The following is a 22,128-nucleotide window of genomic DNA, read 5'->3' as shown; positions in this document are numbered from 1 at the left end:
TGCCGCCCGCATCCCGCGCGGGCCGCGTGGCGCCCAACGAAGAGACGAATCATCGCCATGTTTGAAAAAATACTCATTGCCAATCGCGGCGAAATCGCCTTGCGCATTCAGCGCGCGTGCCGCGAGCTCGGCATCAAGACCGTCGTTGCCTATTCGGTGGCCGACAAGGAAGCGAAGTACGTGAAGCTCGCCGACGAGGCCGTCTGCATCGGGCCGGCACCGTCGCCGCAGAGCTATCTGAACATGCCGGCGCTCATCAGCGCGGCCGAAGTCACCGACGCGGAAGCGATCCATCCGGGCTACGGCTTTCTGTCCGAAAACGCCGATTTCGCCGAGCGCGTCGAGCAATCGGGCTTCACGTTCATCGGCCCGCGCCCGGAGACGATTCGCATGATGGGCGATAAGGTCACGGCCAAGCAGACGATGATCAAGACGGGCGTGCCCTGTGTGCCCGGCTCGGAAGGCGCCCTGCCCGACGATCCGAAAGAAATCATCAAGATCGCGCGCGCGATCGGCTACCCCGTCATCATCAAGGCGGCCGGCGGCGGCGGCGGGCGCGGCATGCGCGTCGTGCATACCGAGGCGGCGCTCGTCAATGCCGTCAATACGACGCGTGAGGAAGCGGGCCGTGCGTTCGGCAATCCGCAGGTCTACATGGAGAAGTTCCTCGAGAACCCGCGCCATGTCGAGATCCAGGTTCTCGCCGATTCGTTCAAGAACGCCGTCTGGCTCGGCGAGCGCGACTGCTCGATGCAGCGGCGCCACCAGAAAATCATCGAAGAAGCGCCGGCGCCGAACATCCCGCGCCGCCTCATCGATCGCATCGGCGACCGATGCGCCGACGCCTGCAAGAAGATGGGCTATCTCGGCGCGGGAACGTTCGAGTTCCTGTATGAGAACGGCGAGTTCTACTTCATCGAAATGAACACGCGCGTGCAGGTCGAGCATCCGGTGACCGAACTGATCACGGGCGTCGATATCGTGCAGGAGCAGATCCGCATTGCCGCGGGCGAGAAAATCGGCTTCCGGCAGCGCGATATCGTCTTCCGCGGTCATGCGATCGAGTGCCGGATCAACGCGGAGGATCCGTTCAAATTTACGCCGTCGCCGGGCCGCATCACCTCCTGGCATGTGCCGGGCGGGCCTGGCATCCGCGTCGATTCGCACGCGTACAATGGGTATTTCGTGCCGCCGAACTACGATTCGATGATCGGCAAGCTGATCGCTTACGGCACGACGCGCGAGCAGGCGATTCGCCGCATGCGCATTGCGCTGTCGGAGATGGTCGTCGAAGGCATTCAGACGAACATCCCCCTGCACCGCGAGCTGATGCTCGACGGCGGCTTCATGGAAGGCGGCACGAGCATTCACTACCTCGAGAACCGGCTCGCGGAGAAGCAGCAGGCGGCGCCGGAAGAAGTCTGATGGTGGAATACCTCCCCACGCCCACATTCAACGGGAGCCGTGATGAGTAGCTATCGGGAACTGATCGTCGAGCTCGATCGGGCCCGCGCCGAGGCACTCTCCGACGCGCTCCTCGAACTGGGTGCGCTGTCGGTGTCGGTCGAGGATGCCGACGCCGATACGCCCGACGAGCAGCCGCTTTTCGGCGAACCGGGTCTCGTCCCCGAGCGGACGGCCTGGCAGCACTCGCGCGTGCTGGCGCTCGTCGCCGAGGAGCACGATCCGGCTGTGCTCGCCGCCGCCGCTGCCAATGCGGTGGGCTTGGCCGCGGTGCCGCCGTTCCAGGTGCGCGAAGTGGCCGACGCCGATTGGGTGCGCCTCACGCAGTCGCAGTTCGAACCCATTGCAATCGGTAAGCGAGTCTGGGTCGTGCCCTCTTGGCACGATGCGCCGGATCCCGACGCCCTCGTTCTGGAGCTCGACCCCGGTCTTGCCTTCGGCACGGGCAGTCACCCGACCACGCGCCTCTGCATGGAATGGCTCGAGCAATCGGTGGTGGCCGGGCAATCGGTGCTCGACTATGGCTGCGGATCGGGCATCCTCGCGATTCTCGCGAAGAAATGCGGCGCCGATCCCGTCTTCGGCATCGACATCGATCCGCAGGCCGTCGAATCGGCGCGCCACAACAGCGCCCGCAATCGCGCCGACGTCACCTATGCGCTACCGGAAGCCTGCCCCGCAACCGAGTTCGACACCGTCGTTGCCAATATTCTGTCGAATCCGCTGAAGCTCATGGCGTCGATGCTCTCGTCGAAGGTGAAGCCGGGCGGGCGGTTGGCGCTATCGGGCGTGCTCGCTCGGCAAGCGGACGAAGTGGCGGCGGCCTATGCGCCGTGGATTACCATGTGCATCTGGCGGGAACTCGACGGCTGGGTCTGCCTGACAGGAACGAAACGTCCCGCAAGCGACGAGCCGAAGCAGTAGAGCGCCACGCAGGCCGCGCACCGGGGCGCTGCCGCGAAAAACTTTAGAATAGAGCGTATCGATCCATCCTGCGCCCACCGCGGCCAGTTCGCGTGCCAACTATGGTCCTTGCCACCCGCTGCCCTCACTGCGAAACAGTCTTCCGCGTACAGGACGCACAGCTTGCCCGTACGCGCGGACGCGTCCGCTGCGGGAACTGCAATCAAGTGTTCGATGCGTTGCAGAACCTGCTCGACCCGAGCGCCGCGTCGACGATCGACTTCGGCGCGCGCGATCAGGGCCGCCAGCAGCAGGCATCGAGCGCGGCACCGACGGCGTCCCAGGCCGCGCCCCTCGATCGCATAAACGGCGCGCCGCGCGCATTCACGGCGCAGCCTGCCGAACGCGAGGCTCGCGACGAGGCTACGGCCGAACAAGCGGCGCCGACGGTCCAACCACCGCCCTCGACGTTCGCCGACATCGTGGCCGACGAGTTGCGCGAGCCGACGCTCGCGTCACCGCTGGCGGCCGAGCCGACGGCTAAAGCACCGCCTGCACCCAGCGGGCCGGAAGCGCCGCAAACCTTGCGAACCCCGAGGGAACCGGCGGTATCGACGGAACCGAATCAAGCACGAGCCCCGAGCGCAATGGGTACGCCGGCCCATGCCGAGCGCATGCAGGCGACGGCCGGCACCGCAGCCAACCCGGCTGCGCCCACAGCGGCCGTTTCAGCCGCTGCGGCCGCGTCGCCTGCTCCGGCCGCGTCGCCTGCTCCGGCCGAGCGTGAACCGGCAGCCAGTGAGTCTGACTCGCATTCAAAACCTGGCGACGAACGCGACGAGGAACCGAAGCTCTCGCTCGGCGACGCGCCGGCCGCTACGTGGCGTACCGAGCGCGAACCCCGAGAGCCGCGCTTTTCCGTGCCGCCGGCGGAGCCGCTGATGCCCCCGCCCGCGAGCGCTCGCCCCGCCGGTGTGCCGCCATTGGCGGCACAAGCTGAAGAGCGCTCGCGTCCGTTCGAGGTGACGCGAGAGCCCCGCGCCGGTGCGCCGCGCTATGGGTGGCTGCGGGCCGTCGGCGCGTTCCTTTCGATCCTGCTCGCCGTGCTGCTCGTCGCGCAACTCACCTGGTGGCGCCGCGAAACGGTCATGGTTTATTGGCCGTCGTCGCAGTCGCTCTTCGCCGAAGTCTGCACGTATCTCGGCTGCCAAATCTCGCCACCGCGCGACATCGACGGCCTGCAAGTGGAAGCGTCCGATCTTCGCCAGATCGACGGGCCACATCGGCTCGAGCTGCGCGTGCCGCTGCGCAACCGCTATAACATCGCACTGGCCTACCCTGCCATCGAGCTGACGCTGTTCGACGAGAAGAACGAGATCGCGATTCGCCGTGTGCTCTGGCCGCAAGACTATGCGCCGCCGGGCACGCCGATCGCGGCGGGCCTGCCGCCGCACACGACGCAGACGATGATCGTGAGGCTCGATAGCGGCAATGCCGTCGCCACGAATTTTCGCGTGCAGATCTTTTATCCGTAGCAATCGCGGGCGCGTCTCGTCACCGGTTGGCCGCGCCCATTCCCTCGCATCCGCGACAACCCGAAACGAATTTCCGGAGCACAACATGAGTCAAGTCACGCTGGGTGGCAATCCGATCGAAGTCGGCGGCACCTTTCCGTCGTCCGGCCAAAACGCGCCCGAGTTCTCGCTCGTCGGCAAGGATCTCAAGCCGTTGACGCTCGCCGACTTTGCCGGCAAGCGCAAAGTGCTGAACATCGTGCCGAGCCTCGATACCCCGACTTGCGCGACGTCAACGCGCAAGTTCAACCAAGCGGCAGCGAACCTGACGAACACGGTCGTCATCGTGATCTCGGGCGACCTGCCGTTCGCCGCGTCGCGCTTTTGCACGACCGAGGGCATCGAGAACGTCGTCACGGCCTCGACCTTCCGCGGCCGCGAGTTCGCGAAGGCGTACGGCGTCGATGTCACGAGCGGCCCGCTCACGGGTCTGACGGCGCGCGCCGTCGTCGTGCTCGACGAGGACGACAAGGTGCTGCACGCCGAACTCGTCAGCGAGATCAAGAACGAGCCGAACTACGACGCGGCGCTCGCTGCGCTCAAGTAACGGCCACGCACATCGCGAAGACGCCGCGCCCACGAGCGCGGCGCTTTTACATCCGCTACCAACAATCCCGACCAGAGGAACCTTCGCCGTGGCTACGCTGATTTGCGGCTCGCTCGCCTACGACAACATCATGACCTTTAAGGGCCGGTTTCGCGACCACATCCTGCCCGAGCAAGTCCACATCCTGAACGTCAGCTTTCTCGTGCCGACGATGCGCCGCGAGTTCGGCGGATGCGCCGGCAACATTGCATACGCGCTGAACCTGCTCGGCGGCGACGCGCGAATCATGGCGACGCTCGGTTCGATGGATGCAAAACCGTATCTCGATCGCTTCGACCATCTCGGCCTCGCGAAGGATCACGTCCTCGTCGTGCCCGACACCTATTCGGCGCAGGCGATGATCACGACCGATCTGGACAACAACCAGATCACGGCATTTCACCCGGGCGCGATGATGCAGTCGCATCTGAACCGCGCGGACGAAGCATCCGGCATTACGCTTGCCATCGTCGCGCCGGACGGCTACGAAGGCATGGTCCAGCACACGGAAAAACTCGCGGCGGCTGGCGTGCCGTTCATCTTCGATCCGGGTCAAGGCCTGCCGCTCTTTACCGGCGAAGCGCTGCGCCGCGCAATTGAACTTGCCGATTACGTCGCGGTCAACGACTACGAAGCGAAGCTCGTCAGCAACAAGACCGGCTGGTCGCTCGAGGAAATCGCCAGCCACGTCGACGCGCTCGTGGTCACATACGGCGAAAACGGGGCCCATATTCACCACGCGGGCCGGTGCGAGGAGATTCCGGCCGTCGCGCCCGCGCGCGTCGTCGACCCGACGGGCTGCGGCGACGCCTTTCGCGGCGGCCTGCTCCACGGCATCGAAAACGGCATGGATTGGGCCACGACGGGCCGCTTGGCAAGCCTCATGGGCTCGCTCAAAATCGAGCACGCCGGTCCGCAAACCTATGCGCCCTCTCGCGATGAAATCGACACGCGGTTCGCCGAGGCGTTCGGCTATAGCCTGCGGTGAACGGCAACCACAGTGCCACTGGAGTAGGAGTAAAAGAACATGAAGACATCGGCTCGTCTGGCGCTCGCCGCGATGCTCGCCGGCATGCTGGCGGTAACGGGGTGCGCCTATAACAGCAGTTCCGCGGACGTCTACAACGCCGATCAGTCGCAGCGCGAAGCGACCGTCCGTATGGGTACGATCGAGAGCGTGCGCGCGGTGACGATCGTCTCTAACAACGGCCAGCCAAGCGGTCTCGGCGCGCTCGGCGGCGGCGCCGTTGGCGCGGTCGCGGGCAGCACGATCGGCGGCGGCAAGGGCTCGATCCTGACGGCCATCGTTGGCGGCCTCGCGGGCGCGGTGGCGGGTAACGCGATCGAAAACGGCGTCGCGAAGAAGAACGGCGTCGAAATTACGGTGCGCCTCGACAACGGAGACTTGCGCGCAATTACGCAAGCGGCGACAGGCGAGGTCTTCCAGGCCGGCGAACGCGTTCGTCTGCTATCCAGCGGCGGCGTGACGCGCGTCACGCATTGACGCGTTGATGCATTGCGGATGAAAAAACCCCGCCGCCGATAACACCAGCGACGGGGCTTCGATCAACGAGTGGGCGCAATGCGCCGCACTCGCGACGACAGCGCTTACGGACGGCTGCCAGTCGGGAAGGGCCAAGCCGCAGCGGGGTTGAGCGTCGACTTGGGAGCCGTGCTCGAGGTAACCGCCGGAGCCGCGGGAGCCGCAGGCGCAGCGGGGGCAGCAGGCGCAGCCTTCTTCGCGGCAGCCTTCTTCGCAGGGGCAGCCTTCTTCGCGGGGGCGGCCTTCTTGGCAGCAGCCTTCTTCGCGGGCGCAGCCTTCTTCGCGGCAGCCTTCTTCGCAGGCGCGGCCTTCTTGGCAGCAGCCTTCTTCGCGGGCGCAGCCTTCTTCGCCGCAACCTTCTTACCGGCTGCCTTCTTGGCCGGAGCTGCCTTCTTCGCGGCGACCTTCTTCGTCGCGACCTTCTTCGCTGCGGTCTTCTTGGCCGGGGCGGCCTTCTTCGCCGCAACCTTCTTCACGGCGGTCTTCTTGGCCGCAACCTTCTTCACGGCGGTCTTCTTCGCTGCAACCTTCTTGGCCGGAGCGGCTTTCTTCGCTGCAACCTTCTTCACCGCAACCTTCTTCGCCGCGGTTTTCTTGGCCGGAGCGGCTTTCTTCGCGGCGGGTTTCTTCTTGGCAGTTGCCATTGTTTTCTCCTTCAGGTTTCGATAGTCAGATTGAACTACACCCTTCTTCAAAACCCGCTTCCCGCTGCGCACCGGTCAGGGCGCGCGCTGCGAAGCGGGCTATTCATCGGCGTACGCGAATGCAACGCGCTTACGCTAATGAATGCGGTAAGGCGTGCGGCACCGTCGGGTGCAGCACGCCAGATCGAGTCGGCAGCCAAGCGCATCGCGCTTGCGCCTGCCGGAATTCGCTTGAGCCGAGCCGATGGCGGCAAGGCCTCGGCCACCGGTTTTTTCGGGGGGTAGTTCGCCCATCCCACTGAAGGGTTCGCAAAGTGCCTGTCATGTTTGTGGGCGGTCCTGCCGCCGGCCATGCTTTGCATCAGGCGTTTGTGCTCCTAGTCCTGCGCGCCGCGGCCTGTGCCGCGGCGACCCCATCCATTTCGTTCGCGATGCACGCCGTCGTCATTCCCAGGACAGCGCACCGCCGGTCTGATACTCGATGACTCGCGTCTCGAAGAAGTTGCGCTCCTTCTTCAAGTCGATCATTTCACTCATCCACGGGAACGGATTCTCTTCGTTCGGGAACAGCGGGTCGAGTCCGATCTGCTGGCAACGGCGGTTGCAGATGAAGCGCAGATAGCTTTTGAACATCGACGCATTGAGCCCCAGCACGCCGCGCGGCATCGTGTCCTCCGCGTAGCGATACTCGAGATCGACCGCGTGGCGGAACAGTCCGCGGATATCCTCGCGGAATTCGGACGTCCACAGATGCGGGTTCTCGAGCTTGATCTGGTTGATGAGGTCGATGCCGAAATTGCAGTGCATCGACTCGTCGCGCAGGATGTACTGGTACTGTTCCGCCGCGCCCGTCATCTTGTTCTGCCGGCCGAGCGCGAGGATTTGCGTAAACCCGACATAGAAGAACAGTCCCTCCATCACGCACGCGAATACGATCAGCGACTTCAGGAGCTTCTGGTCCGCTTCGAGCGTGCCGGTCTTGAAGGCGGGATCGGTCAGCGTATGGATGAACGGAATCAGGAATTCGTCTTTCTCACGGATCGACTTGACCTCGTGATAGGCGTTGAAGATCTCGCCTTCGTCGAGACCGAGCGACTCGACGATGTACTGGTAGGCATGGGTATGGATCGCCTCTTCGAACGCCTGGCGCAGCAGGAACTGCCGGCACTCGGGCGCCGTGATGTGCCGGTAGGTGCCGAGCACGATGTTGTTCGCGGCGAGCGAGTCGGCCGTCACGAAGAAGCCGAGGTTGCGCTTGACGATGCGACGCTCGTCTTCCGTGAGCCCGTTCGGGTCCTTCCAGAGCGCGATGTCGCGGGACATGTTGATTTCCTGCGGCATCCAGTGGTTCGCGCAGCCGGCCAGGTACTTCTCCCATGCCCACTTGTACTTGAACGGTACGAGTTGGTTGACGTCGGTGCGGCCGTTGATGATCCGCTTGTCGGCAACGTTCACGCGCGCTTCGGAGGCGGGCGCCTCGCTCGCGCGCACCGGCTGCTCCACGTAAGGGGCAACGGCGACGTCGCCCGAGAAGATGTCTTGCGCCACCGGAGCATGCGTCGCGCGGTGCGTCGCTGCTTGCGCTCCGACAGCCGACCCCGCGGGGTTACGCAACGCATTCGATTGCGAACCGCTCGAGGGAGTTACGGCAGTCGTCTCGTCATCCCAGTTGAGCATAAATTCTCACCATCAATTTAGATCGGTTTGTACCATCTTTTCACGAGCGATAAAAGGGTTCGCTCATGAAAATCGCTCTTTTCGATTGACGCTGCAACGTGCATACAACACTTTGATCGCAGCTTCGTTCGATCGACGTTGTCGAGTGTGCGAGCAATGCGAGTCGATGATGCTCGTTCATCCGCTCGAGTGACCTCGAAGCCACCCCTCATCGAGGGCTCGCGATTGCTCCGGTCATGCGCCGCGCATCGCGCACGGCGCACGACTTCATCTCGCGCGTCGGCCGTTACTGGCAGGCCTCGCATTCGTCGAAGCCCGGGTCGCCCGGACGCAGCATGCAAACGGGACCGTCTGCTTCCGGCGCGGTGGCCGCGGCCGGCGCTGCGTTGAAGCCGCCCGCGCCGCTCGTCACGCCACCCGCGCCGCCTACGGCGCCAAAGCCGCCGGCCGCGCCACCACCCTGGCCGCCAACGCCGCCTTCATTCATCGGCACCGCATTGAGCGCGCCATGCGCCACCGTCGATTTCTCAACGTGCGTCGCCGCCATCGTGCGCAGGTAGTAGGTCGTCTTGAGGCCGCGCAGCCAGGCAAGCTTGTAGACCTCGTCGAGCTTCTTGCCCGATGCGCCCGCCATGTAGATGTTGAGCGACTGGGCCTGATCGATCCACTTCTGGCGACGCGAGGCCGCCTCGACGAGCCACTTGGGATCGACCTCGAACGCCGTCGCATAGATCGCGCGCAAGTCCGCCGGCACGCGATCGATGCGCGAGAGGGAGCCGTCGAAGTACTTCAGGTCGGCGACCATCACTTCGTCCCAAAGCCCGCGCGCCTTCAAGTCGCGCACGAGGTAGTCGTTCACGACCGTGAATTCGCCCGACAGATTCGACTTCACGTAGAGGTTCTGGAACGTGGGCTCGATGCAGGCGGAGACGCCGATGATGTTCGAGATCGTCGCCGTCGGCGCGATCGCGATGCAGTTCGAGTTGCGCATGCCGTGCGTGGCGATGCGCGCGCGCAACGACGCCCAGTCCATCGCCTCGCTGGCGTCGACCTCCACGTAGCCGCCTCGCGCCTCCTCGAGGAGCTTCAGCGTGTCCTGCGGGAGGATGCCGCGGTCCCAGAGCGAGCCGCGGTAGCTCGAATAGCGGCCGCGCTCCTCGGCGAGCTCCGTCGACGCGTAGTAAGCGTAGTAGCACACCGCTTCCATCGAACGGTCGGCGAACTCGACGGCCGCATCCGACGCGTACGGCGTGCGAAGCAGGTGCAGGCAGTCCTGGAAGCCCATGATGCCCATGCCGACGGGACGGTGCTTCAAGTTCGAGTTGCGCGCCTTCGAGACGGCGTAATAGTTGATGTCGATGACGTTGTCGAGCATGCGCATCGCCACGCTGATCGTCCGCTTCAGCTTGTCGTGGTCGAGCGTGTAGCTGCCGTCGGCCGCTTTGACCATATGCGCGACGAGGTTGACCGAGCCGAGGTTGCAGACCGCGATCTCGGTGTCGCTCGTGTTCAGCGTGATTTCCGTGCAAAGGTTCGACGAATGGACGACGCCGACGTGCTGCTGCGGCGAGCGCACGTTGCATGGATCCTTGAACGTGATCCAGGGGTGCCCCGTCTCGAACAGCATGCCGAGCATCTTGCGCCAGAGCTGCTGCGCCGGGATCTTCTTGAACAGCTTGATCTCGCCACGGGCCGCCTTCTCTTCGTAGGCCGTGTAAGCCGCCTCGAAGTCGGCGCCGAACTTGTCGTGCAGATCGGGGCACGTCGACGGCGAGAAGAGCGTCCACTCGCCGGCTTCCATGACCCGCTTCATGAAGAGGTCCGGAATCCAGTTCGCCGTATTCATGTCGTGCGTGCGGCGGCGGTCGTCGCCCGTGTTCTTGCGCAGCTCGAGGAACTCCTCGATGTCGAGGTGCCACGTCTCGAGGTAGGCACAGACGGCGCCCTTGCGCTTGCCGCCCTGGTTGACCGCGACGGCCGTGTCGTTGACGACCTTCAGGAACGGCACGACGCCCTGCGACTTGCCGTTGGTGCCCTTGATGTGCGAGCCGAGCGCACGCACGCGCGTCCAGTCGTTGCCGAGGCCGCCCGCGAACTTCGAGAGCAGCGCGTTTTCCTTCAGGGCCTCGTAGATGCCGTCCAGATCGTCGGCGACCGTCGTCAGGTAGCACGACGAGAGCTGAGAGCGGCGCGTGCCCGAGTTGAAGAGCGTCGGCGTCGAGCTCATGAAGTCGAACGTCGAGAGGACGTTGTAGAACTCGATCGCCCGGGCCTCGCGGTCGATTTCGTCGAGCGCGAGGCCCATCGCCACTCGCATGAAGAATGCCTGCGGCATTTCGATGCGGGTGCCTTCGACGTGCAGGAAGTAGCGATCGTAGAGTGTCTGCAGGCCGAGGTAGCCGAACTGCAGGTCGCGGCTCGCGTCGAGCGCCGCGCCGAGGCGCTTCAGGTCGAATTGCAGCAGTTTCTCGTCGAGCAGCTCGGCCTCGACGCCGCGCTTCACGAACTGCGGGAAGTACTCGACATAGCGCTCGGCCATTTCGTGCTGCGTCACCTCTTCGCCGAGGATCTCGCGCCGGATCGTGTGCAGCAGGATGCGCGCCGTCACCTGGCTGTACGCCGGGTCCTTCTCGATCATCGTGCGCGCCGCGAGGATGGCCGAATCGTAGACCTGGCTCATCGGCACGCCGTCGTAGAGGTTCTTGACGGTCTCGGCGACGATCGGCTCGGCGCTCACGGCGTCGCCGAGATGCTCGCAAGCCGATTCGATGAGCGCCGAGAGCGCCCGCATGTCGAGCGGACGCGTCACGCCGTTGTCGACGACGTTCAAGCCCGGCGCCTGGCCCGCCTCTTCATGGGCCTGCGCCCGTTCCTGATTGCGCTTCTCGCGGTACAGCACGTAGGCGCGGGCGACGTTGTGCTCGCCGCCGCGCATCAGCGCGAGCTCGACCTGATCCTGGATGTCTTCGATATGAAACGTGCCGCCGTTCGGCCGGCTGCGCACGAGCGCACGGACGACGTTTTGCGTGAGTTGCTCGACGAGCTCGCGCACGCGCGCCGACGCGGCACCCTGCCCGCCGTTCACAGCGAGAAACGCCTTCGTCATCGCGATGGCGACCTTGGACGGCTCGAACGACACGACGCTGCCATTACGGCGAATTACCTTGTAATCCGCGAACGTCGCCTGTGGCGCAAGCGCATTCGCGGAGGCTGCGGCACCGACGGCGCGGCCTACCGGCGCGCTCTCGTGCTGGCTCGTCATGTTGTCGGTCGTTTGCATATGCAAAGCTCCTGATCTCTGATTTGCGGACAACCCGCGGATTGGAACAACCGCCGCGCCACCCCGAGCGCGAACGATGAGGTGCGGAGAAAGAAGAGACGCAATTTGGCTGCCAGATCTGGCAATGCGTGATGGACGATGGCCTTCGTCATTTCTTCTTGCAGGTTTCCTGCGTCCTTTTTCCCCGAAGGCCAAGGCGTCGGACCTGTTGCCCACGCCTTCGGCCCGCATCTTTCGTGACGCCTTCGAATACCGCGGCGCCCCGCCCGATTCGGAGCGCTGCCGGCGTCTCGACACAATATCTAGTGAGTTTGTGTAACGCTGATACCAAGTATAGTAGACCCAATTGGCCTAGCCAAAAGGTTTATTTGCGGTCGAACCCTTGACTTTTCGTCAGTCGAGACCGGACAAGGACTTCGCCCGAACGCAAGAGGCGGCGCGGCTTTCCGGGCACGGGGCAAACCGCGCATACGTTTGCTCAACGATGTCGATAGGGGAAATACCGATCGGCGAGTCCGGCGTCGCGCGCGAGCCGGGGCCAATCGAAACACGGACCGGGGTCCGTCTTGCGGCCAGGCGCGACGTCCGAGTGTCCGGCGAGCGCTTCGATCGGATAGCGGGCGACGAGTATCCTCACGAGCGCTGCGAGCGCTCCATACTGCTCGGGCTCGAACGGGACGTGGTCGGTACCTTCGAGCTCGATGCCGATAGAGAAGTCGTTGCACCGTTCCAGGCCGAAAAAGCTCGAGGCGCCCGCGTGCCAGGCGCGCGCGTCGCACGAAACGAATTGCTCGAGCGCCCCTTCTCGGCGGATCAGGAAATGGGACGACACGCGCAGATCGCGCAGATGGGCGTCATAGTACGGGTGCGCCGAGCAATCGAGGCGATTCTGAAACAGCTCGCCGATCGCTTCGCCGCCGAACTCGCCGGGCGGCAGACTGATGTTGTGAACGACGATGAGCGTCGGCACGGTGCCCTCGGGGCGCGCTTCGTAGTTCGGCGATGGCAGCGCACGCGCACCGCGCACCCAGCCGTCGTCGCCGACCACCCACTCTCGCGCCGGCACCGGTGGGCGATGGGGACTTTCGTTCATCACCGCGCCGCGCGCGCCGCATGACGGCGGGCGTGCTCCGCGCAGCAGAAATACTGCCCCTCGGCGAAGAGCGACTCGCTCTTCGGCGCATGCACGCCGCAGGCCGCGCAGCGTACGACCGGCTCCGCGAGAGAGGGGGCGGCCTGCGCCGGCCGCGCGCGGAACGGGTCTCGTCGATCAGTCCGCGGCCCGCCCGTGGACCCAGCGCCGGTTGCGCCCGACGCCCTGGCGGCTTCGGCCGCGCGAATCGTCTTCATGAGCCAACGTCCGACGAAGACGAGCAGGATGAGAAGGAGAAGTTGTCGCATAGGGGAAACGCGAGCGCGTTGCCGTGAGATTAGACGACGGGGCGGTGCAACAGCACCTCGAAGACGAAGCGGCTGCCGACGTACGCGAGCAGCAACGCGACGAACGACGCGAGCACCCAGCGCAGCGCGGCGCGGCCTCGCCAACCCGAGATCTTGCGCGCCGTGAGCAGCGCGCCGAACATGAGCCACGAAAGGATCGCAAAGACAGTCTTGTGATCGAACGTGAGCGCGCGCGCCTTCAATTGCTCGCTGAAAAGCGCGCCGGAAAGCAGCGTCAGCGTCAGTAGCGCGAACCCGGCGCCGATCATCCGGAACAGCAGTTTCTCGAGCGTCAATAGCGGCGGCAACGTATCGAGCCAGCCCGCGATCCAGCCGGCGGCAGGCCTGCGCTCGAGCGCGCCGCGCAGCGCATGGAGACGTCGCTCCGCGAAGAGCATCAGCACCGCGTGCAGCGCGGCAATCGCGAAAAGCCCGTAAGCCATGTTCGCGATGATGAAATGCAGTTTGAAGAGCGGCGCGGCCGCGTACGGAAGCACGCGCACGCCCCCGAACGCGAGCGGCAGCAGCGACGCGACGCAGGCGAGCGGCAGCACGAGCAGGCGCAGCCCGTCGAGCGGCAGAAAGAAACTTTCGATCCAGTAGATGCCCGAACCGAGCCAGAACATGGCCGAGAGCGCGAACGCGAAGCCGAACACCATCGCGTCGTGCGGGAAGATCGTCATGTGGAGCAGCACGCCGTGCGCGAGGAGCGCAACGAAGAGCAACACGCGGCCCGGTGCCGTCATGCCCGAAGCCGCCGCAAGCGCGGGCGCCGCCGGCACGGGCGGCACGCTCGAGAACATGCCGTGCCGCTGCGCGTCGAGCCCCCCCGTCGCGGCCACCCAGCAGGCGCGCCACGCCGCCGCGGCGAGGCCGCCGTAAAGGAGCGCGGTAAGGGCATACAGTACAATGTCCATATTCCCGAGTTTACACTAGTCATTTGCGCGCGCCTGGCTGGTCAAGCGCGCCCGCGACGCTCTCTTTCTCTTTCGCCCGCTTCCCATGCTCGACACTCTTACCCAACGGATGGCGCGCGTCGTCAAGACGCTGCGCGGCGAAGCCCGACTCACCGAAGCGAATACGCAGGAAATGCTGCGCGAAGTGCGCCTCGCCCTGCTCGAAGCCGACGTCGCCCTGCCCGTCGTCCGCGATTTCATCGCGAAGGTCAAGGAAAAGGCGGTCGGCGAGGAAGTGCTCGGCAGCCTGTCGCCGGGGCAAGCGCTCGTCGGCGTCGTGCAGCGCGAGCTCACCGCCGTGATCGGCGGCGACTATGAAGGTCACGCCGCGGAGCTCGATCTTGCGGTCACGCCGCCCGCGGTCATCTTGATGGCGGGCCTGCAAGGCGCCGGCAAGACGACGACGGTCGGCAAGCTCGCGAAGCTGCTGCGCGAGAAGTACAAGAAGAAGGTGCTGACCGTATCGTGCGACGTCTATCGCCCGGCCGCCATCGCGCAGCTGAAGACGGTCACCGAGCAGGTCGGCGCCGACTTTTTCCCGTCGCAGCCGGATCAGAAACCCGTCGATATCGCCGTCGCGGCGGTCGACTGGGCGAAGCGCCACTATCACGACGTGCTGATCGTCGATACGGCGGGGCGGCTCGGCATCGACGAGGCGATGATGCAGGAAATCGCCGCGCTGCACGCGGCGCTGAAGCCAGCCGAAACACTCTTCGTCGTCGACGCGATGCTCGGCCAGGACGCCGTCAACACCGCGAAAGCGTTCAATGACACGCTGCCGCTGACTGGCGTCGTGCTGACCAAGCTCGACGGCGATTCGCGCGGCGGCGCAGCACTCTCGGTGCGGCACGTCACGGGCAAGCCGATCAAGTTCGTCGGCGTGGCAGAAAAACTCGACGGGCTCGAGATTTTCTATCCGGACCGCATGGCAAACCGGATCCTCGGCATGGGCGACATCCTCGCGCTCGTCGAGGAAGCGCAGCGCAACGTCGACGTAAAGGCCGCGCAAAAGCTCGCCGAGAAGGTCAAGAAAGGCGGCGACTTCGATCTCAACGACTTTCGCGCGCAGCTCTCGCAGATGAAGAACATGGGCGGTCTCTCGACGCTCATGGACAAGCTGCCCGCGCAGTTTCAGCAAGCGGCGGCCGGCGCCGACATGAGCCAGGCGGAAAAGCAGATGCGTCGCATGGAAGGGATCATCAACTCGATGACGCCGGCCGAGCGCGCGAAGCCCGAGCTCATCAAGGCGACACGCAAGCGCCGCATCGCCGCGGGCGCGGGCGTGCAGGTGCAGGAGGTCAACCGGATGCTCAATCAATACGAGCAGATGCGCACGATGATGAAAAAGCTTAAGGGCGGGAACCTGCAAAAGATGATGCGCGGCATGAAAGGCATGTTGCCGGGGATGCGCTAAGCGCGGTGCACGGCGATCGTCGCCGCGCTTAGTTGTCGTTCTTTCCTTGCGCCGAGCCAGCCGCAGCGCTATCACACTATATATATTGTCACTGCCCGCTCATGACCATGAATCGAGAAGAAGCCCTCCAGATCTTCCGCCAATCGGAAGAAATCGTATCGGCCGCCGATGTCGAGGCGTCGATTTCGCGTATGGCGCAAGCTATCCGCGCGGAGATGAGCGAAGCCTTCCCGCTCCTGCTCTCCGTGATGGGCGGGGCGGCCGTGTTCACGGGCATGCTGCTGCCGCGCCTCGACTTCCCGCTCGAGTTCGACTACATCCATCTGACGCGCTACCGCAACAGCACGCAAGGCAGCAAGGAAATGCAGTGGCGCGTGGCGCCGGCCGAATCGGTCAAAGACCGCATCGTGCTCGTGCTCGACGACATTCTCGATGAAGGCGAGACGATGGCGGCCATCCGCGATCGGATCCTCGCGATGGGAGCGAAGCGCTTCCTCTCGGCGGTGCTCTGCGAGAAACAGCTCAACAAGAAAAAGCCGCTCTATCCCGACTTCAGGGGCTTCGAGGTGCCCGATCGCTATGTGTTCGGCTGCGGCATGGATGCGAAGGGTTACTGGCGCAATCTGCCGGCGATCCGCGCGCTGACGGACGATCTGTAACGGCGAGCGCCCCGCGCGGGCGCACGCCTTGCTGCTGGATGAGGGATTAGACCTCGACCGGCCGATTCGCCGCTACTCCACCCTCGAGTCCTTCCTGAATCCGCGCACGGGCGAACGCGGCCGCTTCGCCGGTCGGCACGAGCGTCGGCTCGGTGTCGCGGCGGCCCTGATACTCGATCTTGCCATCCTTCAAGCCGCGATCGCCGATAACGAGCCGATGCGGAACGCCGATCAGCTCCCAGTCGGCGAACATGACGCCGGGCCGCTCGCCGCGATCGTCGAGGATCACGTCGACGCCGGCTTCCACGAGTTGCGCATAGAGTTTGTCGGCTGCTTCGCGTACGGCGTCGCTGCGATCGTAGCCCATCGGGCAGAGGACGATCTCGAAAGGCGCGATCGCTTCGGGCCAGATGATGCCGCGCTCATCGTAGTTTTGCTCGATCGCGGCGCCGAGAATGCGCGTGATGCCGATGCCGTAGCAGCCCATCATCATCGACTGCGGCTTGCCCGTTTCGTCGAGGAACGTTGCGCCCATCGCATCGGAGTACTTCGTGCCGAGCTGGAAAACGTGGCCGACTTCGATGCCGCGGCAGATGTCGAGCGTGCCCTTGCCGTCCGGCGATGGGTCGCCCGGCCGCACGTTGCGGATATCGGCGACGGTCGGCTCGGGCAAATCGCGCCCCCAGTTCACGCCCGTGGTGTGATAGTCGACCTCGTTCGATCCGACGACAAAATCGCTCATGCGCGCAACGGTGCGGTCGGCGATGACCTGGACAGGCTTTTTCGTGCCGATCGGCCCGAGATACCCGGGCGGCGTGCCGAACCACTCGACGATTTCCTGTTCCGTTGCGAAGCGGAAGTTCGCGAGGCCCGGCAGCTTGCCCGTCTTCACCTCGTTGAGCTCGTGATCGCCGCGCAGCATCAGCAGCCAGATCGTCGGCTCGGCGCCTTCGTTATCGGTCGCGAGCACGATCGACTTGATCGTCCGCTCGAGCGGAATATTCAAGTATTCCGCAACGGCCTCGCACTTGGCCTTGCCCGGCGTCGCCGTCTTCTTCATGGGCTCGCGCGGGGCCGCACGCTCGGCGATGAGCGGCAACGCCTCGGCAGCCTCGACGTTGGCGGCGAAATCCGAGTTCGGGCAGTAGGCGATATCGTCCTCGCCCGTCGCCGCGATGACGTGGAATTCTTGCGAGCGATTGCCCCCGATCGCGCCGCTATCGGCCGTCACGGCGCGAAACTCGAGCCCGATTCGCGTGAAGATGCGCACGTAGGCGTCGAACATCTTGCGGTACGACTCTTCGAGGCCTGCCTGGTCCTTGTCGAACGAGTACGCATCTTTCATCGTGAACTCGCGGCCGCGCATCACGCCGAACCGAGGACGGATCTCGTCGCGGAACTTCGTCTGAATCTGATAGAAGTTCACCGGCAGTTGCCGGTAGCTCTTGATCTGATTGCGCGCGATGTCGGTCACGACTTCCTCGTGCGTCGGTCCCATCACGAAGTCGCTTTCCTTGCGGTCCTTGAAGCGCAGCAGCTCGGGACCGTACTGGGTCCAGCGTCCCGACTCCTGCCAGAGCTCCGCCGGCTGCACGGCCGGCATCAAAACTTCGAGCGCCCCCGCCCGATTCATTTCTTCGCGTACGATGGCTTCGACCTTGCGTATCGAGCGCAACCCGACCGGCAAATAGGAGTAGATGCCGCCGGCGACGCGCCGGATCATGCCGGCGCGCACCATTAGCTTGTGACTGACGACTTCGGCGTCGGCGGGCGCTTCCTTGAGGGTGCCGATAAAAAAACGGGACGCTTTCATTGAAGGATTTTCCAAAAGCAGCCGCCCCGGAAGGGGCGGCCGAAAGAGGGAACGAGCGGACTCGGGCGTTCGCGGCGGTTTTTCCCGAGGAAGGCGCCGCACCGTACTTCAGGTGCCGCAACCATTCGTCGGACAAACCGCCCGCCGCGCCACGCGCGAGCCGTGCGGCGACGCCGACCGGTCCTTCCGGATGCCGGTGCCAAAGGCTCGTTATCTGTTTATAATCAAGACAATTTTAAAGGATTCGAAGGTGGTTGTATGCTGGATCGCGAAGGCTTTCGCCCGAACGTCGGCATCATCCTCTTGAACGCGCACAACGAGGTGTTTTGGGGCAAGCGGCTACGTGAACATTCCTGGCAGTTTCCGCAAGGGGGCATCAAGTACGGAGAGACCCCTCTGCAAGCGATGTATCGGGAGTTACACGAGGAAACCGGCTTGCTTCCCGAGCATGTCAAGATCATCGGTCGCACGCGCGACTGGCTGCGTTACGAGGTGCCGGACAAGTTCATCAAGCGCGAAGTACGTGGGCACTATCGCGGCCAGAAACAGATTTGGTTCTTGCTGCGGATGCTGGGTCGCGATTGCGACATCTGCCTGCGTGCCACCGATCACCCGGAGTTCGATGCCTGGCGTTGGAACGATTACTGGGTGCCGCTCGATTGTGTGATCGAGTTCAAGCGGGATGTTTATCAATTGGCTCTGACCGAGCTGTCGAGGTATCTGCGCCGCCCCGCGCCGCGCCACGGACAGAACGGGCACGGGCACCGTGAAGGCGTCGGCTCGCGTTACGGCCGTCGGTCTCCCTGCGCACCGTGCCCGCCCGAGGCGGAGCGCGAGGAGCATGCATCGGCCGCGGGCACGATCGTCCCGGTCGCGGAAGAAGGGGCCAGCCCGCCCGAGGCACCCTGCTCGGAAACGTCGACGATTCTCATCTTGCCCGAGTGACGAAGGGCCGATCATCACTGAACGCCGCGAACGGACGCTATCATTCGGTTCTCCGAATATCGCGCCCGTTTCTCGAGGACATCAATTGAAAGCAACGACTCTCGCGGCGGCAAGCCTCGTTTGCGCAGCCGCTGGCGCGCTCCTCGCCGGCTGCTCGCATACGCCCGCCAACCCCACGCCGAACGCGAACAAGGACGACAGCGTCTTCACCTATCTGCTCGATCGCCAGGGCAACTGGACCGAAAACAAGGTCGATCAACTGCCACCGCTGCCGCAGCAATCGAATCTGCTCCCATTCGACGTCTCGCAGAACACGCCGCTCAAGTTCGCCGTCGATGCGAAATCGGTCGATGTCGGCTCGGACGGCGTCGTGCGGTACACGGTCGTCGTGACGAGCCCGTCGGGCGCGCGCAACGTCAATTACCAGGGCATCCGCTGCGATACCTACGAATGGCGGCAATACGCCGGACTGAACGCCGATCACGACGGCTGGGATCGCGACGTCGCGACGAGCTGGACGCGGATCGAGAACGGCAACCTGAATGCCTATCAGGCCGCGCTTTACCAAGATTATTTCTGCGACAACAAGATGCCGGCCGCGCCGACCAAGACGATCGTCAACAACCTTCGCCTCGGCCGCACGCTGTCGTCGGCGATTCACTGAGCGGGCTTGCCGCCGCGCTCGCGGCGGCGCCCGTCAGACGAGGACGAGATTGTCGCGGTGAATCAGCTCGGGTTCGAGCATGTAGCCGAGGACCGCTTCGATCTCGCCGCTCGGCTTACGATGAATCAGCTTCGCTTCGGCGCTGCTGTAGTTCGTGAGCCCGCGGGCCACCTCGCGGCCGGCGACGCTCAGGCAGGCGATGACCTCGCCGCGCGCGAACTGCCCGTGGACATCGACGACGCCGATCGGCAGCAAGCTCTTGCCGCCGGCGGTGAGCTTTTCCACGGCGCCATCGTCGATGACGACATGGCCGCGCACCTGCAGATGATCGGCCATCCACTGCTTGCGCGCCGCGAGCCGCGCCGTACGCGCGATGAGCTGCGTGCCGATTGCCTCGCCCGCCGCGAGCCGCACGAGCACATCGGGCGCGCGTCCGCTTGCGATCACCGTATTGGCGCCGCTGCCGGCCGCGCGCTTGGCCGCGAGGATCTTCGTGAGCATGCCGCCGCGGCCGATGCTCGTGCCTGCGCCGCCCGCCATCGCCTCGAGCTCGGGCGCACCCGCATCGGCCTCCCGGACGAGTTCCGCGCCCGGATGCTTGCGCGGATCGCCCGTAAAAAGCCCCTGCTGATCGGTGAGAATGATGAGCGCGTCGCCTTCGATGAGGTTCGCGACGAGCGCGCCGAGGGTGTCGTTGTCGCCGAACTTGATTTCGTCGGTGACGACGGTGTCGTTTTCGTTGATGATCGGCACCACGCCCAGCGACAGCAGAGTCAGCAGCGTCGAGCGAGCGTTGAGATAGCGCTCGCGGTCGGCCAGATCCGCATGCGTGAGCAGGATCTGGGCGGTGCGGATGCCATGCTCGGCGAAGCGGCTTTCATAGACTTGCGCGAGCCCCATCTGCCCGACGGCGGCCGCGGCTTGCAGCTCGTCGATTTCGCGCGGACGCTTGACCCAGCCGAGCCGCTGCATTCCCTCGGCGATCGCGCCCGAGCTCACGAGCACGACCTCCTTTCCCTCATCGCGTAGCTTCGCGATCTGGAGCGCCCAGCGGCCGATCGCGGCTTGATCCAGCCCGCGGCCGTCGTTCGTCACGAGACTGGACCCCACTTTCACGACCAGGCGTTTCGAATCCGCGATGACAGAGCGCATCGTGCAAAAGTCTCCTTGATTGACCCTTTGGCGCTTGAGCCGCCCCGCGCTGTAACGGCGAGCGCAAGACAACGTAGCAACTGACCGCTTTCTTGCCGGCCGCTTCCGGCAGGCGAGACCGCGCAGGGCGTATCACGCCCGCGGCGGCGGCGCGTCGCTTGGCGAACCTGGCGCCGCGGCTTCGCGAAAGCGCACGTCGGCGGCCAGGTCCTCCGCCTGTTCGGCGCGATGCGCGTCCGAATGCTCGGCAAGATAGTCATAGACGGCGTAGCAAAGATTCTCGCAGCCAAGGCCAGTCAGCGCCGAGATCTCGAAAACGGGCCCGTGCCATTCGAAGCGCTTGACGAAGTCGGCCACGCGCGCCTCGCGCTCGTCCTCAGACACCATGTCGAGCTTGTTCAGCACGAGCCAGCGCGGCTTGCGGTAAAGCGCCTCGTCGTACTTGCGCAGCTCGCCGACAATCGCCTTTGCTTCGGCGACAGGATCGACACTCTCGTCGAACGGAGCAAGGTCGACGAGATGCAGCAGCAGGCCCGTGCGCTGCAAGTGCCGCAGGAACTGATGCCCGAGTCCGGCACCTTCGGCCGCCCCTTCGATCAGGCCCGGAATATCGGCTATGACGAAGCTTTTACTGGGGCCGACGCGCACGACGCCGAGGTTCGGCGCGAGGGTCGTGAACGGATAGTCGGCGATTTTCGGCTTCGCATTCGAGACCGACGAAATGAACGTCGATTTGCCGGCGTTCGGCATGCCGAGCAAGCCCACATCGGCCAGCACCTTCAATTCGAGACGCAGCATGCGACGCTCGCCGGGCTTGCCGTCCGTCTTCTGGCGCGGCGCGCGGTTCGTGCTCGATTTGAAATGCAGGTTGCCAAGGCCACCCGCGCCGCCCTTTGCGAGCAGCACGGTCTGCTCATGCTCCGTCAGATCGGCGATCAGTTCGCCCGTGTCGAGATCCGCGATCACCGTGCCGACGGGCATGCGCAGGACGATATCGTCGCCGCCCTTGCCGTAGCAATCGGAACCGCGGCCGTTTTCGCCGTTGCGGGCCTGATGCTTTTTCGCATAGCGGTAGTCGATCAGCGTATTGATGTTGCGATCCGCAACGGCATAGACGCTGCCGCCACGGCCGCCGTCGCCGCCGTCCGGCCCACCGAACGGAACGAACTTTTCGCGGCGCATCGACGCGCTGCCGTCGCCGCCGTCGCCGGCGATTACTTCGATCCGCGCTTCGTCAATGAACTTCATGTGTCGCTCCGTCCCATATTTCCGCTATTTTGCCGCGCCCGGCGCATGACCGCCACGATACGCCCTCGGCGCGCGTGCTTCCGCGTACGCTTTCGCACGGCGCAAAGCACAGCGGCCCCGGCAATGAAAAAGGCCCCGCCAACTACGCGGGGCCCTTCTTTCGGTT

General features: G+C 64.7%; 19 protein-coding genes and 1 pseudogene. 10 read left to right on the top strand and 10 right to left on the bottom strand.

The window, feature by feature from the left end; translation table 11 throughout:
* Positions 1 to 57 precede the first annotated feature (57 nt).
* The 6 genes from accC (at position 58) to AB4Y31_RS00380 (ending at position 6,031) form a co-directional block, all read left to right on the top strand.
* Positions 58 to 1,425, top strand: a complete 1,368-nt coding sequence (gene accC, locus AB4Y31_RS00405; protein ID WP_368672228.1) for an acetyl-CoA carboxylase biotin carboxylase subunit — start codon at positions 58 to 60, stop codon at positions 1,423 to 1,425.
* Between the two features lie 42 nt (positions 1,426 to 1,467).
* Positions 1,468 to 2,388: a 50S ribosomal protein L11 methyltransferase gene (gene prmA, locus AB4Y31_RS00400; RefSeq protein WP_368672227.1), complete on the top strand. Its 921-nt coding sequence runs from the start codon at positions 1,468 to 1,470 to the stop codon at positions 2,386 to 2,388.
* A gap of 101 nt (positions 2,389 to 2,489) precedes the next feature.
* Entirely contained in the window at positions 2,490 to 3,902 is a 1,413-nt protein-coding gene (locus AB4Y31_RS00395; protein ID WP_368672226.1) for a DUF3426 domain-containing protein, read from the top strand.
* 85 nt (positions 3,903 to 3,987) lie between these two features.
* Positions 3,988 to 4,488 (top strand): thiol peroxidase, encoded by a 501-nt coding sequence (gene tpx, locus AB4Y31_RS00390; RefSeq protein ID WP_368672225.1) that lies wholly within the window; start codon positions 3,988 to 3,990, stop codon positions 4,486 to 4,488.
* Positions 4,489 to 4,576: 88 nt separating this feature from the next.
* Positions 4,577 to 5,515 carry a carbohydrate kinase family protein gene (locus tag AB4Y31_RS00385; RefSeq protein WP_368672224.1) on the top strand — a complete coding sequence of 313 codons (939 nt, stop codon included), beginning with the start codon at positions 4,577 to 4,579 and terminating at the stop codon, positions 5,513 to 5,515.
* Between the two features lie 39 nt (positions 5,516 to 5,554).
* Positions 5,555 to 6,031, top strand: a complete 477-nt coding sequence (locus AB4Y31_RS00380; RefSeq protein ID WP_368672223.1) for a glycine zipper 2TM domain-containing protein — start codon at positions 5,555 to 5,557, stop codon at positions 6,029 to 6,031.
* 104 nt (positions 6,032 to 6,135) lie between these two features.
* Here the strand turns inward: AB4Y31_RS00380 and AB4Y31_RS00375 are convergent, their stop codons facing one another.
* The 7 genes and pseudogenes from AB4Y31_RS00375 to AB4Y31_RS00345 all read right to left on the bottom strand — a co-directional run bounded on the left by AB4Y31_RS00375 (position 6,136) and on the right by AB4Y31_RS00345 (position 14,028).
* On the bottom strand, positions 6,136 to 6,714 hold the full coding sequence (locus AB4Y31_RS00375; RefSeq protein ID WP_083925552.1) for a histone H1-like DNA-binding protein: 579 nt from the start codon (positions 6,712 to 6,714) through the stop codon (positions 6,136 to 6,138).
* 25 nt (positions 6,715 to 6,739) lie between these two features.
* Positions 6,740 to 7,076 (bottom strand): annotated as a pseudogene (locus tag AB4Y31_RS00370) (hypothetical protein).
* Positions 7,077 to 7,158: 82 nt separating this feature from the next.
* Positions 7,159 to 8,391 carry a ribonucleotide-diphosphate reductase subunit beta gene (locus AB4Y31_RS00365; RefSeq protein WP_368672222.1) on the bottom strand — a complete coding sequence of 411 codons (1,233 nt, stop codon included), beginning with the start codon at positions 8,389 to 8,391 and terminating at the stop codon, positions 7,159 to 7,161.
* Between the two features lie 286 nt (positions 8,392 to 8,677).
* Complete coding sequence (locus AB4Y31_RS00360) at positions 8,678 to 11,671, bottom strand: ribonucleoside-diphosphate reductase subunit alpha (protein WP_368672221.1); 2,994 nt, start codon at positions 11,669 to 11,671, stop codon at positions 8,678 to 8,680.
* 478 nt (positions 11,672 to 12,149) lie between these two features.
* Entirely contained in the window at positions 12,150 to 12,764 is a 615-nt protein-coding gene (ampD, locus tag AB4Y31_RS00355; protein WP_368672220.1) for a 1,6-anhydro-N-acetylmuramyl-L-alanine amidase AmpD, read from the bottom strand.
* Positions 12,764 to 13,072, bottom strand: a complete 309-nt coding sequence (locus AB4Y31_RS00350; RefSeq protein WP_368672219.1) for a PP0621 family protein — start codon at positions 13,070 to 13,072, stop codon at positions 12,764 to 12,766. The genes ampD and AB4Y31_RS00350 overlap by 1 nt, the downstream gene beginning before the upstream one ends.
* A 29-nt stretch (positions 13,073 to 13,101) precedes the next feature.
* Positions 13,102 to 14,028: an inner membrane protein YpjD gene (locus AB4Y31_RS00345; protein ID WP_368672218.1), complete on the bottom strand. Its 927-nt coding sequence runs from the start codon at positions 14,026 to 14,028 to the stop codon at positions 13,102 to 13,104.
* 85 nt (positions 14,029 to 14,113) lie between these two features.
* Between AB4Y31_RS00345 and ffh the strand changes: the two genes are divergently transcribed.
* Both ffh and AB4Y31_RS00335 read left to right on the top strand, forming a co-directional pair.
* Entirely contained in the window at positions 14,114 to 15,481 is a 1,368-nt protein-coding gene (ffh, locus tag AB4Y31_RS00340; RefSeq protein WP_368672217.1) for a signal recognition particle protein, read from the top strand.
* Between the two features lie 107 nt (positions 15,482 to 15,588).
* Positions 15,589 to 16,140: a hypoxanthine-guanine phosphoribosyltransferase gene (locus AB4Y31_RS00335; protein WP_368672216.1), complete on the top strand. Its 552-nt coding sequence runs from the start codon at positions 15,589 to 15,591 to the stop codon at positions 16,138 to 16,140.
* A gap of 46 nt (positions 16,141 to 16,186) precedes the next feature.
* Here AB4Y31_RS00335 and AB4Y31_RS00330 read toward each other — a convergent pair whose 3' ends face one another.
* The gene (locus AB4Y31_RS00330; RefSeq protein ID WP_368672215.1) at positions 16,187 to 17,953 is read right to left on the bottom strand and encodes a proline--tRNA ligase; all 1,767 of its coding nucleotides are present in this window, start codon (positions 17,951 to 17,953) and stop codon (positions 16,187 to 16,189) included.
* Positions 17,954 to 18,211: 258 nt separating this feature from the next.
* Between AB4Y31_RS00330 and AB4Y31_RS00325 the strand changes: the two genes are divergently transcribed.
* Both AB4Y31_RS00325 and AB4Y31_RS00320 read left to right on the top strand, forming a co-directional pair.
* Positions 18,212 to 18,898 (top strand): RNA pyrophosphohydrolase, encoded by a 687-nt coding sequence (locus AB4Y31_RS00325; protein ID WP_018439841.1) that lies wholly within the window; start codon positions 18,212 to 18,214, stop codon positions 18,896 to 18,898.
* An 85-nt stretch (positions 18,899 to 18,983) separates the two neighbouring features.
* Entirely contained in the window at positions 18,984 to 19,562 is a 579-nt protein-coding gene (locus AB4Y31_RS00320) for a CNP1-like family protein (RefSeq protein ID WP_368672214.1), read from the top strand.
* 33 nt (positions 19,563 to 19,595) lie between these two features.
* Here the strand turns inward: AB4Y31_RS00320 and proB are convergent, their stop codons facing one another.
* Both proB and cgtA read right to left on the bottom strand, forming a co-directional pair.
* Positions 19,596 to 20,714: a glutamate 5-kinase gene (proB, locus tag AB4Y31_RS00315; protein ID WP_368672213.1), complete on the bottom strand. Its 1,119-nt coding sequence runs from the start codon at positions 20,712 to 20,714 to the stop codon at positions 19,596 to 19,598.
* 132 nt (positions 20,715 to 20,846) lie between these two features.
* On the bottom strand, positions 20,847 to 21,962 hold the full coding sequence (cgtA, locus tag AB4Y31_RS00310; RefSeq protein ID WP_368672212.1) for an Obg family GTPase CgtA: 1,116 nt from the start codon (positions 21,960 to 21,962) through the stop codon (positions 20,847 to 20,849).
* Positions 21,963 to 22,128 lie beyond the last annotated feature (166 nt).

The organism is Trinickia sp. EG282A, from assembly GCF_040965455.1.
Lineage (GTDB): Bacteria > Pseudomonadota > Gammaproteobacteria > Burkholderiales > Burkholderiaceae > Trinickia > Trinickia symbiotica.
The sequence above is the reverse complement of the archived record's forward strand: the minus strand, read 5'-3'. Positions and strand labels throughout refer to the sequence as shown.